The 15,156-nt window shown below is 44.8% G+C and carries 10 protein-coding genes; 1 reads left to right on the forward strand and 9 read right to left on the reverse strand.

Going from position 1 to position 15,156, the window contains the following annotated elements; translation table 11 throughout:
* Positions 1-92: 92 nt before the first annotated feature.
* From HMPREF0373_RS01190 to HMPREF0373_RS01230, 9 genes are all read right to left on the reverse strand, one after another.
* Positions 93-2,273 carry a YhgE/Pip domain-containing protein gene (locus tag HMPREF0373_RS01190; RefSeq protein WP_021737716.1) on the reverse strand — a complete coding sequence of 727 codons (2,181 nt, stop codon included), beginning with the start codon at positions 2,271-2,273 and terminating at the stop codon, positions 93-95.
* A complete protein-coding gene (locus HMPREF0373_RS01195) occupies positions 2,273-4,810 on the reverse strand; it encodes a YhgE/Pip domain-containing protein (RefSeq protein ID WP_044962542.1) in 2,538 nt (845 codons plus the stop codon). Before HMPREF0373_RS01195 ends, HMPREF0373_RS01190 begins: the two co-directional genes overlap by 1 nt.
* A gap of 269 nt (positions 4,811-5,079) precedes the next feature.
* The gene (locus tag HMPREF0373_RS01200) at positions 5,080-5,769 is read right to left on the reverse strand and encodes a GntR family transcriptional regulator (RefSeq protein WP_021737718.1); all 690 of its coding nucleotides are present in this window, start codon (positions 5,767-5,769) and stop codon (positions 5,080-5,082) included.
* Positions 5,770-5,794: 25 nt separating this feature from the next.
* Positions 5,795-7,018 (reverse strand): peptidase T, encoded by a 1,224-nt coding sequence (pepT, locus tag HMPREF0373_RS01205; protein ID WP_021737719.1) that lies wholly within the window; start codon positions 7,016-7,018, stop codon positions 5,795-5,797.
* 166 nt (positions 7,019-7,184) lie between these two features.
* A complete protein-coding gene (locus HMPREF0373_RS01210) occupies positions 7,185-8,915 on the reverse strand; it encodes a peptide ABC transporter substrate-binding protein (protein ID WP_021737720.1) in 1,731 nt (576 codons plus the stop codon).
* Between the two features lie 111 nt (positions 8,916-9,026).
* Positions 9,027-10,064: an ABC transporter ATP-binding protein gene (locus tag HMPREF0373_RS01215; protein ID WP_021737721.1), complete on the reverse strand. Its 1,038-nt coding sequence runs from the start codon at positions 10,062-10,064 to the stop codon at positions 9,027-9,029.
* Positions 10,057-11,121 (reverse strand): ABC transporter ATP-binding protein, encoded by a 1,065-nt coding sequence (locus HMPREF0373_RS01220; RefSeq protein WP_021737722.1) that lies wholly within the window; start codon positions 11,119-11,121, stop codon positions 10,057-10,059. Before HMPREF0373_RS01220 ends, HMPREF0373_RS01215 begins: the two co-directional genes overlap by 8 nt.
* Positions 11,122-11,138: 17 nt before the next feature.
* Positions 11,139-12,485: an ABC transporter permease gene (locus tag HMPREF0373_RS01225; RefSeq protein WP_021737723.1), complete on the reverse strand. Its 1,347-nt coding sequence runs from the start codon at positions 12,483-12,485 to the stop codon at positions 11,139-11,141.
* Positions 12,486-12,487: 2 nt separating this feature from the next.
* On the reverse strand, positions 12,488-13,429 hold the full coding sequence (locus HMPREF0373_RS01230) for an ABC transporter permease (protein ID WP_021737724.1): 942 nt from the start codon (positions 13,427-13,429) through the stop codon (positions 12,488-12,490).
* 661 nt (positions 13,430-14,090) lie between these two features.
* Here HMPREF0373_RS01230 and HMPREF0373_RS01235 point away from each other — a divergent pair.
* Entirely contained in the window at positions 14,091-15,113 is a 1,023-nt protein-coding gene (locus HMPREF0373_RS01235) for a M42 family metallopeptidase (protein WP_021737726.1), read from the forward strand.
* Positions 15,114-15,156: the final 43 nt, after the last annotated feature.

A 15,156-nucleotide genomic window follows, 5' to 3' on the forward strand; every position in this document is an offset into this window, starting at 1 on the left:
AAAGAAATCCCCGCTGTTGCTTATATCTTTAAGTAACAACGGGGATTTTTTTCAAAAATTCATTTTGCGTAAATTTACATCCACTTGGAGCATTACATAAGTTTTGTCTCTTCCAGTTTTTCTGTAAAAGCATCATTTGCCTTGATGATCGGTTTGCGAAGCACCAGACCGACGATCAGGGAAATACCTAAGAATATTGCAAGTTTTCCAAGATCGATCCAGTAATTCATGCCATACATGCCTCCCACCGTCTCCCGCAGCGCAGCCATACTGTGTGTAAACGGAAGCAGCGGATAAACCGCACGGAAGAAGGACGGTGCTACCTCTATCGGAAAGGTTCCACCGGTTCCGGCTACCTGCACAACCAGCAGAATGACGCTGACCGCTTTTCCAATGTCTCCCAGAGACACCGTCAGCGTATAAATAATATTTACAAATACCAGGCTTGAGAACCAGCAGCCCAGCAGAAACAAAAATGGATGCTCACACTGAATCCCAAGATAGAGCAGATCACCTAATGCGATCAATGTACTCTGGAATAACCCAACGATCATAAATGTAATAAAACGCCCAAAATAAATCTGATGCAGCTTGACATTTTTTAATCCTTTCGTGCAATTCTCAGATACATTGACTTTCAGCATTGCCACCAGAACGATACCACCGATCCAGATCGACAATACGGAATAAAACGGAGCCATAGAAGAACCGTAATTAGCAATTTCATATATTTTGTGCGTATCCAGTGAGACAGGAGCTGCCAAAAATGTACTGATCGCAGATTTATCTCCGGAAATCAAAGCTTCCAGCTCGGAAAAATCTCCGCTCGTTTCCATCTCATCCAGCTTAGCTGTCGTATCTGCAATCCTGTCAGAAGCTTCCGTCAGCAGTTCACCGGAATCTCCCAGCACTTTCTGGATTTCTGACAGATCAGAATCTGCCGTATCCGTCAGTTTATAAATGCCGTTGGCACTCTGATCCAGCTGCGACAACAGACTGGAAATCTCCTGTTTGGAAGATGTCAGGGACGCTGACAGTTGATTTAATGATTTCTGTACCGAAGATTTATAACTTGCAGACATACCGGACATATTTTCCCGGTTCTTTGCTACCAGATCCTTTAACTCATTCCGTGCGGTGCCAAGATCGGTGGTGGCATCCCGCAGGCCTTTTGCACTGTCCTGTAATTTGCTTTGCAGATTTTTCTGCTGCTGAATGGAAGTATCCATCCGAACCACAATTGCATCAACAAGTGGGGATGTCTCCGGATATTTATCTGCGACTGCTGCTACAGAGTCCCGGACGGAAGTATAGGCAGTCACCACATTTCCAACCTGACCAGCCAGAGTATCCAGCGTGGATGCAATCTGCTGTGCATCCGCACTTTCATCAGAAAAGGCGCCTGAAATGACCTGATCCATCTGATCATACACATTTTCTGCAGATTTCAGTGCTGTTCCGACACTGTCTGCGGCCGCATCCATGGAATCATCCAGACCGGAAAATGTTTTTGATGTCTCCTGAAATGTCTGCCTGCTCTCCTTCGTCTGCTGTTGTACGGTTTGCAGAAATTCCGTAGTAGAATTCAACAGTTTCTGCGCGGAACCTGTCATATCCGAGAAAGATTCCAGCAAACCGGCAGAAGCTGTCAGATCTCCGGCAATCTGATTCAGATTTGTATTCAGATTATCCACGATCGTCTCCGCACCACTGGCCTGTGTCATATTGGAAACTGCCTGCAGTACCGTCAGTGTTGTATCCGAAACCGTCTCGATAAATACCTCATTTACCTGACGCTGCACTGCACCGGCTCCTTTATCTGTTACCTTCGGTGCAATCGCATTTTCCTTGGCATTAGAATAATAGGTAATCTCCGGTTTTTCTACCTTTTCAGAAAAAACACTCATCATCTTGTTACTGAAATCCTTCGGAATCACGATCGCTGCATAATATTTTCCGGATTTCACTCCGCTGGTAGCTTTTTCCTCTGTGGTAAACACCCACTCCATCTGGGTATTTTCCCGCAAAGCAGACAACACTTTATCACCGATATTGATTTCAATCGGGATCAGACTTCCCTCATATCCTTCATCCACGCTGGCCACAGCCACCTTAAGATTTCCGGTGTTGGAATACGGATCCCAGCTGGCTGCAATGTTGAACCACGCATACAGGCAGGGAACGACACTGATACCAATAATGACAACCAGCGCAATGACATTATTACGGACACGCATCATATCCCGCTGAAAGATTTTCCATACATTTTTCATCAGATGTCTCCCTCCTTAATCTTTTTTACCAGTTCTTCCGGTTCCAGTCCACTCATCTCCAGCTGACGTACAATACGGTCATGCACATACTCCACACAGATCAGATAAACCACCAGTGCGATCAGGGAAATGATCCAGAGCACCAGAAATACAAATTTTGCCGGTAATACAAAGGATAAAATCAGAAATACAAGTGGAATCACGAGGATTCCTGCGAATCCAATGCGCACCATTTTCGGATATTTCAATTCAAACTTTCCGGATTTTTCCAAAAAACGACGTTTTGTCAAATCATCCCGCATCAAGATTTCAAGCATCAGCTGCATCTGCGGAAGCTGTCTTTCACTGCCGGCGGTCTCACCGACCATCATTTCTGTCTCTTCCAGACGACGGTCAAACAGGTGGTTCAAATTCATCAACAGCGGCCGAAGCACAAGACCAATAAAGAGCGCCAGTGCTAAAAATACAAACATCACTGCCATATTTTTCACATAAGTATTCTCGTAAAATCCTGCGATGCACTCACGCATGCCACGGATGGAATACGTGAACGGCAGGAACGGATTCAGTTTTTTGAAAAAGCCCGGCATCATCTCAATCGGATACGTACCGGAGGAGCCCGGGATCTGCAAGATGATCAGGAATACACCCAATGCTTTTCCAATATGCTTGAAGGTAAGTGCCATTGCAAAAATAATATTTACATAGATAAAAGAACAGAACATGCCACTTGCCACAAACAGTACCGGGTGTACACACTGCACTTTCAACAATACAATATCACCGATGCAGACGATAAATCCCTGGATCACTGCAAGTACAACAAACAACATCCATCTGCCGAAATATGCACTGGTATTGGAAAAATCAGATACTTCTGCATCCTTATCCACTTCCTGTTTCAGAATTGATACCAGAATAAGACCGCCTACCCAAAGTGCAAGGTTTGTATAAAACGGCGTCATACCGGTTCCATAATTTTTCACATCATACAACACTTCAGAATTAATAGACACCGGAGATGCCATAAACTCGGAAATAGCCTCGGCATCAATGCCTTCCAGTTCTAAAATTTCCTGATAAGCCTCAGAACTTTGCATTGCCTTAATATCCGTCTGTACCGTTTCCAGCTGCGCATCGACCTTCTCCAGTGCAGAACCGGTTTTGGTCAGCGCATTCACGCTGTCATCCAGACTGGTCTGCAGTTGCTGCAGCATCGTGCTCAGCTGATCCACCATCGGTGTGATTCCTGATAATGTTGCAGACATTTCTCCACTGACCGCTGCCAGTCCATCCAGAGACTGACTGATCTGCGGAACGGTAGACTGCGTCAGAGTACTGCGGTATTTTTTCAGATCATCCCGGCTGTTTCCCATAATCTGTTCCAGATTCTGTCTGGTATTTTGCGAAGTAGTTACCATATCTGCGATGGCTGAATTGCTTTTATCCATGGAATCAAGCACCTGGCCAATCTCCTGATTCTGCTTTTGCAGATTTGCGATCTGCTCTGTGATTGCTGCAGAAATCTGTGAATCGTTTGCGATACTTCCCTGCAATCTTGCAAGTTCATCCAGAATCTGCTGATTTTTCTGATTTAAATCTGTCACTGAATCGAGGCCACCACCCACAGACGTATTCACCTGTGTCACTTTCGATTCCAGATTTCCCAGTTTGATCGATGCAGTAATATATGCATCATTCAAAAACAGATCCCCACTCGTCAGACTGTCAGAAAATACCGACGAAAAATCAGAAACTGCCTTACGGCTCTCACCCAGCAGATCTGTGCTCTGATCCAGCGTATCAGATACAGATGCTGCTGATTTCTTCAGCTTTTCCAACGAAGACAGGGTATCCCGGATCAATACATCTGAACTTCCTACTGTTTCCCGGAAATGATCCAACACATTCTGATAACCGGTCAGATTCTCCCGCACAGCAGAAATAGAACTGAGCAATTCCGAATTGGTATTGTCCACATCCACTGTCAGGTTTCCGGCAGATGTACTGACCATCTCTGAAATTGCTTCAGAAGCCACGGACGAAAAAGTATCGTTGATCTGCTGCTGCAATGTCGTGGCACCCGTATCTGTGATTTTCGGTGCAATGGCATTTTTCTTTTCATTAATATAGTAATCCAGCTGCGGCTTCTTAACGTCTCCGGATAAAATACTCAGCAGTGAATCACTGAAATTCTCCGGAATGACAATGGCTGCATAGTAAGCACCTGATTTTACTCCCTCAATGGCTTCCTCCTCATCCACAAAAGTCCAGCCAAGTTTCTTGTTTTCTTTCAGGTTATCCATGATGCTGGCTCCCGCATTCAACGACATCTGCGCGGTGTCGGCACCTTCATCACAATTTGCCACAGCAACCTTAATGCCTTGTGTATTTCCATAGGGATCCATATTTGCTGCAATATTAAACCATGCATACAACGACGGTAACAGACATACGCCGCCCAGTACCATCACTGCCGCACGATTTCGGAGCAGCCGCTTCAAATCTCTTCGAAATATCTTCAGTACGTTTTTCATATTTGTTCTGCACACTCCTGTTTTATGCTCCATGCTTTTTTGATAAATTTATTGGTATCGAATAAATATTATACGAAAATCAAATTTTACAGTCAACCACACATCTTCCAGCTTTCGTCTAAAAAGCAACGCTTTTGGGAAATCGTGGGTTTTTGAAAGAAACTTTTCTCTTACAGCAAAAAACAGTCTGCCTTGACGAAATCACTTCTATCAAAACAAACTGTTTTTCCTGTTTACTATATAAGACACTTTTATCATTTATCCGGTTTTTAAAACGCACTCTCCCAGCCACGCTCAAGATCTGGCGCATCTACATTTTGTTCACGCATCATTTCACCGATGGTTCTCCAGTAATGGCCTTTGATGGCTTTACAGATTGCCTCACAATCTCCTGCCACACATGCATCATAAATGATCTTATGCGATGCATACTGCCGTTTTGCGATAGCTTCTTTGTCCTGCACCAGATCATATCCGGCGAAAAGATTACCGTAGTACTGCTCTTTCCACGCTTTCTGAACCCGTGGCATACCACACATTTTTACCAGTTCTTCATGAAATTCATTATCACATTCAAATACCTGGTCAAATTCCTCTGCCGTCAGATTTTTCATACGTTTCAGAATCTCTTCCAGATGCTGCATGGACTTCTCCGGGATCTTTCCCTGTAAAAATCTGACACTGACTACCTCATAATTGGTTCTCAGCAGATATACTTCGTAGGAGTCCTGAAAAGAAAGTTCTTTCACAGAACATCCTACATTTCTCGCATACACAATGATGCCTTCATTTTCCAGCTGTCGGAGTGCCTCACGGATCGGCCCCCGGCTTGTATGAAATTCTTTCGCCAGTTCCAGCTCCACAATACGCTGTCCGGGCTTGATCTCATGGTTAAAGATCTTACTGCGGATGGCATCCACAATACTTTCTCTTAACGTCTGATACAATAATGCACCCATAAAATGTTCCTACTCTTTCCCACTGCTACATTTGGTGTGCGAACTGTGATATAATATTTTTTATAATTGCTGCAGACTTATCCATGCCTTCTGCAGTAATGTGCTCATACGCACCATGGAAGCCATAACCACCTGTTCCAAGGTTCGGACACGGAAGTCCGACAAAACTGAGACGTGCACCGTCTGTACCGCCGCGGATCGGTGCGATATCCGGCTCCACATCAGCATCTTTGCATGCCTGAACTGCAAAATCGATCAGCTGCATACAAGGCTCGATCATCTCACGCATGTTGCGGTAAGAATCTTCCAGTTTCAGTTCTACGGTTCCCTCTCCATATTTTGCATTTATTTTTGCAGTAATCTCCTGCATCAAAGCTTTACGTGCTTCGTATTTTTCTGCATCAAACTCACGGATCAGATAGCTCATGGTCGTCTCTTCCACACTTCCGTTCATTTCCATCAGGTGGAAAAATCCTTCATAACCTTCCGTGTGCTCCGGTGCTTCCTGCTCCGGCAGCATACCCTGTAACTCCATGGCAATTTTCATGGAATTAACCATAATATCCTTTGCCTCGCCCGGATGTACATTGACACCATGAATGGCAAACTCCGCAGAAGCTGCATTAAAGTTTTCAAACTGGATTTCTCCTTCCGGACCACCGTCTACCGTATAGGCATACGGTGCACCAAATCGTTCCAGATCCATGTGGCAGGCGCCACTTCCTACTTCCTCATCGGTTGTAAAAGCAAGGCACACGTTTCCATGCGGAATATCACCTTTTAATAACTCCTCGGCAACCGTCATGATCTCAGCAATACCTGCTTTGTCGTCTGCGCCAAGTAATGTGGTTCCGTCTGTGGTGATCAATGTTTTCCCTGTCATATTTTTTAATGAAGGAAAATCTTTTACCGTCAATGTTCTGCCGGAAGTGCCCAGAACCACATCTTTTCCGTCATAATTTTCAATAATCTGCGGATTCACATTCTCTCCACTGTAATCCGGTGCGGTATCCATATGTGCAAGGAAGCCGATGGCAGTACAATTCTCATAACCCGGAGTCGCCGGAATATGACCGTATACATATCCGTACTCGTCCATCATGGCATCTTCAATACCCATGCCTTTCATTTCTTCCACCAGCTGCTTTGCCAGATCAAACTGACGTGCCGTAGTCGGAGAAGTGGTACTCTCCTCATCGCTCGTCGTCCAGACTTTTACATAATTTAATAATCTTTCATAAGCTCGCATACTGAATCCTCCTAAAGCAAATGCTCCTATGTATTTATATGTTTTTATAAAATTCCATTGAAAAAAACATGATCCCGTTGCTCATATGCTTTTCACTAAAATTTTACCATTCCATTTATTTCAAAAAAAGGAATCCTGCAAGCAGGATTCCTTTTCATGTCATTTACTACTTAGACTGTGTACAATATCCAAAGAAGAAGTATCCCAGTGGTGTGTAGTACATGCCTTCGATTCCATCACGCAGCATATATTTCTGTGTATAGAAGTACAGCGGATCAACTACGTAATCCTGACCTACTAAGATGTCCTCTGCCTGATGTAACAGTTTCATACGTGCAGCAGGATCAGATTCAGCTTTTGCCTGCTCGATCAGTTTATCGTAATCCGGGTTAGAGTACTGAGCGTCGTTATTTCCGCCGCCTGTTACCCACATATCAAGGAAGGAAACCGGATCATTGTAATCAGAAATCCATCCGTTACGTGCGATAGAGTAATCACCGTTTTTACGTGTCTGAAGGAAAGATGCCCACTCCTGGTTGTTCAGTGTAACAGTTACGCCAAGTTCCTGCTCCCACATATTCTGAAGTGCTTCAGCAACTGCTTTATGAGCATCACTTGTGTTGTACAGATATTCTACAACCGGGAATCCCTCGCCGTTCGGGTAACCAGCCTCTGCAAGGAGCTGTCTGGCTTTCTCACAGTTTGCTTCGTAAGCATCCTTAGTCGGATCATAGTAATCGCCACCTTCTTTACGGAAGTCAGATCCTTCCTCAGCATCAGAGATACCGCTTGGTACATATGCACCAGCCTCAACCTGTCCGGACTGAGTTACTTTATCAACAATGTAGTTACGGTCAACAGCCAGTGTGAATGCCTCACGTACTTTCGGATTGTCAAACGGAGCTTTCTGTGTCTGGAAACATACATAATATGTTCCAAGGTAGTCTACGATCTTCATATCGCCGGAAGCGATCAGGTTCGGAAGTTCTGCCTGCGGAGCTTCCTGGATGTAATCAAGCTCGCCGGATTTGAAACCGGAAAGCATAGCGTTTGTATCATCCATCAGTTTGAAAGTCAGAGTATCAGGTCCAAGGTTCTCATAATCGTAATAGTTCTCATCTTTTGCCATTACGATCTGTGAGTTATGTGTCCACTCTGTCAGTTTGTATGGACCATTGGAGATGTATGTAGAAGGATCAAATGTCCACTGATCTCCATTTGCCTCGATGATGTCCTGACGTACAGGCATCATAGCCGGGAATGCACACAGCTCTTCAAAATATGGAAGATCTGTTGTTAAAGTTACTTCAAATGTCTTGTCATCAACTGCTTTTACAGCTAACTCAGAAGGATCTTTCTCACCAGCCATAATCTCATTTGCATTTACAACACAATCAAGCATGTAGTTGTAATCTGCTGCTGTAGCCGGATTAACCAGACGTTTCCATGCATACTCGAAATCTTTTGCTGTAACGTCTTTTCCGTCAGACCATTTGATGCCATCACGAAGGTGGAAAGTGTATGTTACAGTTCCATCATCATTTGCTGTTTTGTCATAGCTCTCAGCCTGACCGTAAGTAAGTTTTGCACTATCGCATGTTCCGTCAGAACCTTCAACTTCCTCACCTGTGCTCTCCCATTTCATCAGACCTTCGAATAAATGGTTTGCCATGACAGCTCCATCCACGGAGGAGTTCAGGGCCGGATCCATTGTCATCGGCTCAGATGCGAAGTTTACAGTGAGGTTGAAATCACCGTCTTTGGAAGCTGTCTTCTCTGCTTCTGCAGATGTGTTGTTTTTGTTGTCTTTAGATGCGCTGTTGTCGCTTCCACAGCCCGCAAGCATGGAAAAAGCGAAAGCTGCAACTAATACAACTGATACCAATCTCTTTTTCATAGTACTCTCCTTTATAAATTTATTGATAAAACAGGACTACCCTGCATTACCCAATTTCAATTGCTCCCACCAAAAAGTGAGAACAGTCTCAAACAAGACAACGGCAGTATTCTACTGCTCTAACAGATGGCAGGCCACCCAGTGTCCTTTCTCATATTCCTTGAATTTCGGAACGCATTCTTTACATTTATCCATTGCATATGGACAACGTGTATGGAAACGGCATCCGCTTGGCGGATTCATCGGAGACGGAATATCTCCCTCCAGAACGATACGCTGTCTGCTTCTGCTCACCTCCGGATCCGGAACAGGTACTGCAGAAAGCAGTGTCTGTGTATACGGATGCAGTGGATGGCGGTTCAGCTCATAGCTCTCAGCCAGCTCTACCATAGTTCCAAGATACATTACGCCGATACGGTGTGAAATATGACGAACAACGGAAAGATCATGTGCGATGAACAGATAGGTCAGTCCCATCTCTTCCTGCATATCTTCCAGCATATTTACTACCTGTGACTGAATGGAAACATCCAGTGCGGAAATCGGCTCATCACATACGATAAACTCAGGATTTACAGCCAGTGCACGGGCAATACCGACACGCTGCTGCTGTCCACCGGAAAACTCGTGCGGATAACGGTTTGCATGCTCTGTATTCAATCCTACTCTGCCAAGCAGCTCTTTGATACGATCCGTACGGTCCTGCTTATTCGGAAAAAGCTTATGAATATCAAGTGCCTCTCCGATAATCTCTCCGACTGTCATACGCGGATCCAGACTTGCGGAAGGATCCTGGAAAATAATCTGCATTTTCCGTCTGTATGGAAGCATATTCGCCTGTTTTGCCTTCGGGACTTTTACATGATGTAACTGTCCTTCTGCATCTCTCTGCCACGGATCCTGTCCCTCGAAAATTGTCTCACCATCGTAAACAATTTTTCCGGAAGTCGGCTCGTGCAGCTGAAGGATCGTACGGCCCAGAGTGGTTTTACCACATCCGGACTCTCCTACGAGGCCAAGTGTCTCACCGCGGTTGATAAAGATAGAAATATCTTCTACCGCCTGTACACCAGGTCCTTTTAATCCCTTAACCGGGAAATATTTTTTCAGGTGATCAACCTGAACGAGTACATCATTCTTCTCACTCATGGCTGTCTACCTCCGTTTTTTCAATATTCGCTGTCTCAGTATTACCTTTTTTTGCTTCTGCCAGACAATCCTGTACACGCAGCCAACATGCTGCATGATGGTTTTCTCCCATCTCTACATATGGCGGCATCTTCTGCAGGCAGATCTTCATCGCATGTTCACAACGCGGTGCAAACGGACATCCTTCCGGCGGATTCAGCATATCGACCGGTGAACCCTCGATCGGGATCAGACGCTCATAGCTTTCTGCATCTACACGCGGCATAGAACGAAGCAGACCTTTTGTATAAGGATGACCCGGATTATAGAAAATATCATCCACCGGTCCCTGCTCTACCATTTTACCTGCATACATAACGGATACTTTGTCACAGACCTCAGCAACAACACCAAGGTTATGTGTGATAAAAATAATACCCATGTGATTCTGCTTCTGAAGTTTTTTCATCAGTTCGAGAATCTGTGCCTGGATGGTTACATCCAGAGCGGTTGTCGGCTCATCGGCGATCAGAAGCTTCGGATGGCAGATCAGACCCATTGCGATCATAACCCTCTGACGCATACCACCGGAAAGTTCATGCGGGTACTGTTTCATACGTTTTTCAACGTTGTTGATACCTACTTCTTCCAGCATTTTCATTGCGTGCTTCTCAGCATCCTCTTTGCTGACACTTTTATCATGTGCTTTCAGAGCCTCTACCAGCTGATTTCCGATCGTATATACCGGATTCAGACAAGTCATCGGGTTCTGAAAGATCATTGCTACTTCTTTTCCACGAAATGCGATCATTTCGTCTTTTGTCTTGGAGAGCATATCCTGTCCTTCAAATGTAATAGATCCGCCTACTACTTTACCAGGATTCTGAAGTAATCCGATGATAGAATATGCTTCCACACTTTTACCGGAACCGGACTCACCTACGATACCCATAACTTCGTCGTAGTTTACGTCATATGAAATTCCGTTTACTGCTTTGACTTCTCCTGCCGGAGTAAAGAAAGAGACCTGGAGATCTCTGACCTCTAACAGTTTATCTGTTTTATTTTCCTGTTCCATATCGTCTCCTCCTCTCCTTATTTCTTTAACTTCGGATCTAATGCGTCGCGAAGTCCGTCACCGAACAGGTTCAGAGCCAGAATCATAAGACTCAGGATGAATGCCGGGATAAATAATCTGTATGGATATGTGCTCAGACCACTCAGAGCCTCAGAACACATAGATCCCAAACTTGTCAGCGGAGCAGATACACCTACACCGATGAAAGAAAGGAAGGATTCCAGGAAGATTGCGGATGGAATCTGCAGGAATGTGGTTGTAATAATCTGTCCAATACAGTTCGGAAGCAGATGCTTGCTAATGATACGTCCGCCTTTTGCGCCAAGGACACGGGCAGCTGTTACATATTCCTGCTGTTTTAACTGAAGGATCTGTCCACGGATGATTCGGCTCATGGTTACCCAGTATAATAAACCGAATGCGATAAACATGGAGATCAGGTTTGGTCCGAGAATCGTTACCAGATTCTGCATCGGGCCGTCACCGGAGTTCTGGAACTGCTCCAACGCCGGTTTTAAAGTTGCGGAAAGCAACAGGATGATCAGCATCTCCGGAATGGAGTAGATGATCTCAACAATACGCTGCATTACGGTATCTACCGCGCCACCGCAGTAACCGGAAACGGATCCGTATAACGCACCGATGATCAGTACGATAATTGCCGCACATACACCAACGATGATAGAAATTCTTGTTCCGACCATGACACGGACCATGATATCACGTCCCTGGTCATCGGTACCAAATACATGTGGGAATACTTTCTCCCCGTCTGCTTTTTTCTGAAGCTCCTGTGTGGAATAACCAAATGCTTTATGCTTGATGCCCAGGGCTTTTGCAGCCTCGGCTTCCGTCACGTGCTCCTCACTCTCTTTTGACTGAGAAACATTTGCTTTCGCACGAATCTTGGATTCCTCAATACGGGATAACTCTTTGCCTTTTGCGGCCGCTTCTGCTTTGGCTTTCTCGACAGCCTCATCCGGTGTCAGGTTTGCAGTCTGATTTTTCTCTTCCATGTAATCATTGATTTTCTGCTGGTCTTCCAGTGTATAATGCCACGGATGCAATGCCTCGGAACCACGCACCTGCTGTTTGTAAGTATATGGAACCAGGCTCGGTCCCACAAATCCGAAAATAACCATGGCAATGATGATTGCCAGTGCAACCATTGCCACTTTATTCTTACGAAGACGACGCCATGCATCTGCCCAGTAGGAAACACTCTTACGATCTTTGATAAAATCTGCTTTTTCCTGTGAGCTTGCCGCATCAAATGCATCCTCCGGTAATTTGCTCCACTCTAAAATATCATCAATATTCGGTTGAAGAGAGCCTGGCTTTTGAAATCTTTTCTTTCCAGACATACTTAGTTTCCTCCCTTCGACAGATTGATACGCGGGTCTACCAGTTTGTAACACAGGTCTACGATCAGGTTCATGATGATGATGAAGGAAGCCAGGAAAATAGTGGTTCCCATAATCAACGGATAATCACGGGTCTGGATAGCCTGGATAAAGTAACGGCCCAGTCCCGGAATAGAGAATACCTGCTCAACAACCATACCGCCGCACAGTGTAAATGCAATCTGCGGTCCCAGATAAGTAATAACCGGGATCAGTGCATTTCTCAGTGCATGTTTGAAAATAATCTTGCTGTTTTTCAGACCTTTTGCACGCGCAGTCTTGATATACTCCTGATTGATAGAATCAAGCATCGCTGTTCTGGTCTGTCTTGACAGATAACACATTGGGTAAAATCCCAGTGCCAGACATGGCAGGACATAACTCTTTGGTGTTCCGTCAAATAATGCCGGGAAAACTTTTACTCCCGGAATACCCCCACATAATGTATGCAACAGCATTGTTGCGACTACGAATCCAGGCATGGAGATACCGATTGTACAAACAACTCTAAGGAAGCTGTCTACCCATGTACCTCTTTTGTAAGCTGCCAGACATCCAAGCGGAAGTCCGACTGCAATTGCCCATAAAAGCGCAAATACGCCGATTTTTGCAGAAACTGGGAACATATCTTTGATGATGTCTAAAACTGCACGGTTTTTCTGCATTTTGATTGATGTACCGAAATCTCCGTGAAGAAGATTTCCGAGATATTTGCCCAACTGAACAATCAGGGGCTGGTCAAGTCCATATTTAGCATTTAAAGCGTCGATAGTGGCCTGTGTCGGAGTTTTCTCAGATAACCACGGATTTCCCGGGATTGCGTTCATCAAGAAAAACGTAACACATGCAACTACCAGCACCGTGACAATCGCCATTAAGACTCTTCGTGCTGTGTACTTTGCCATTTTTTACACCTTTCCTCTCTCATTCTCATACGTCACTTTGTCGCCAATTCTGTACAATTCTGTAACACTTTACTATTGTAAATTGTCGACAATATTGTTTATTATACCTGTTTTTTACATAATGGTCAACCAAAACAGCTAATTTTTGTATTTATTTTTCGGACAGCTGTTTTCGATGTGCGTACACTTCTCCTCTTTTTGTCCTTATCTTACAGAATTATATTCAGAATAAGGTAAAAACACGCAAAAGTCCGTAGTGAAAAATACGGTTTTTTGTATAATTTTACTTTTCTGAAATGGAGGGCTGGCGGAGGACATGCACACGGACACGGACATTTTTCTGCATCCGCATTTCATTTACTCCAAACGGTGCCACAGCTGACGCTGCCCTATTTTTGTACTGGAATATTTTTCTGTTTCGTTATAGAATAACAGAGTAAAATGATGTTGGGGGCAAAAGATGCCGTACGAATTGTTCCGTACTTCGTACTCCCACAATTCTACCCAATATTCGCATATCGTGAAGCTGACGCTCCACTTTTATGCTCATATCAGGGCGGGTCATTAAGCCATAAAACCACTCCTGTGCAAGCACATCGTGGTTTCAGGCTTTTGACCCTGGCATCATAAAATTAAAAGTATATAATTAAGGAGTTCGATTATGGAAAATTCAACGATTACTTTTATTACGGATCAGATGAAAGCTCTGACCTCTATTCCAAGTCCGTCCGGCTTCACAAAAGAAGTGGCACAGTATCTGGTTTCCACCTTAGAAGAAATGGGATTTACACCGGAACGTTCCCGCAAGGGCAATGTCTGTGTAACAATCGGTGGGGAAGGAAGTCCGCTGATCCTGGCCGCTCATGTAGATACGTTAGGTGCCATGGTGCGTTCCATCAAGAGCAACGGCCGCCTGCGTCCGACGACACTGGGCGGACATCAGTGGTGCACGGCTGACGGTGAAAACTGCACCGTACATACAAGAGATGGAAAAGTATACACAGGTGTCGTATTAAACAAGGAACCGTCCGCACACGTAGCGGATCAGAAAGTAGAAGCGACAGAGGAAAATATGGAAATCCTGCTGGATGAGAATGTAAGTACAGAGAAAGATGTAAAAGTACTGGGCATACAGGTGGGTGATATCATTGCAATGGATCCCCGCACGGTTGTAACTCCAAGCGGTTACATAAAAAGTCGTTTTCTGGATGATAAACTTTCTGCTGCTATCCTGCTTGGTATTGCAAAAGAAGTGGCTGAGAAAACAATTACTTTGAATCGCAAAGTTTCCTTATTATTTACTGTTTATGAGGAAGTCGGACACGGCGGAAGTTCCATCCCGGCAGATACCGAAGAAATGATCTGCGTGGATATGGGCTGTGTCGGTGATGATCTGGGTTGTACCGAGCGCATGGTATCCATCTGTGCAAAGGATTCCGGTGGACCTTACAACTATGATCTGGTAACAGAGCTGTCCGAACTTGCAAAAGCAAACGGTCTTGACTATGCGATCGACGTATATCCGCATTATGGCTCTGACGTAGAAGCCAGCCTGCGCGGCGGCTTTGATATCCGCCACGGACTTATCGGACCGGGTGTGTATGCATCCCACAACTATGAGCGCTCTCATATAGACGGAGTCAGAAATACGCTTGCACTGTTAAAGGCATATTTAGGTAAATAACCAGCTGACAGAAAATTCAAGTCGAACGCACGTGAGACTTGGT

This window comes from Eubacterium ramulus ATCC 29099 (assembly GCF_000469345.1).
Lineage (GTDB): Bacteria > Bacillota > Clostridia > Lachnospirales > Lachnospiraceae > Eubacterium_I > Eubacterium_I ramulus.

Bases quoted from the DNA above. Each gene is read 5' to 3' on its own strand.
- HMPREF0373_RS01230 (WP_021737724.1), bottom strand. From the start codon at position 13,429: ATGGCAAAGTACACAGCACGAAGAGTCTTAATGGCGATTGTCACGGTG.
- HMPREF0373_RS01190 (WP_021737716.1), bottom strand. From the start codon at position 2,273: ATGAAAAATGTATGGAAAATCTTTCAGCGGGATATGATGCGTGTCCGT.
- HMPREF0373_RS01225 (WP_021737723.1), bottom strand. From the start codon at position 12,485: ATGTCTGGAAAGAAAAGATTTCAAAAGCCAGGCTCTCTTCAACCGAAT.
- HMPREF0373_RS01195 (WP_044962542.1), bottom strand. From the start codon at position 4,810: ATGAAAAACGTACTGAAGATATTTCGAAGAGATTTGAAGCGGCTGCTC.
- HMPREF0373_RS01235 (WP_021737726.1), top strand. From the start codon at position 14,091: ATGGAAAATTCAACGATTACTTTTATTACGGATCAGATGAAAGCTCTG.
- HMPREF0373_RS01215 (WP_021737721.1), bottom strand. From the start codon at position 10,064: ATGAGTGAGAAGAATGATGTACTCGTTCAGGTTGATCACCTGAAAAAA.
- HMPREF0373_RS01210 (WP_021737720.1), bottom strand. From the start codon at position 8,915: ATGAAAAAGAGATTGGTATCAGTTGTATTAGTTGCAGCTTTCGCTTTT.
- HMPREF0373_RS01200 (WP_021737718.1), bottom strand. From the start codon at position 5,769: ATGGGTGCATTATTGTATCAGACGTTAAGAGAAAGTATTGTGGATGCC.
- HMPREF0373_RS01220 (WP_021737722.1), bottom strand. From the start codon at position 11,121: ATGGAACAGGAAAATAAAACAGATAAACTGTTAGAGGTCAGAGATCTC.
- pepT (WP_021737719.1), bottom strand. From the start codon at position 7,018: ATGCGAGCTTATGAAAGATTATTAAATTATGTAAAAGTCTGGACGACG.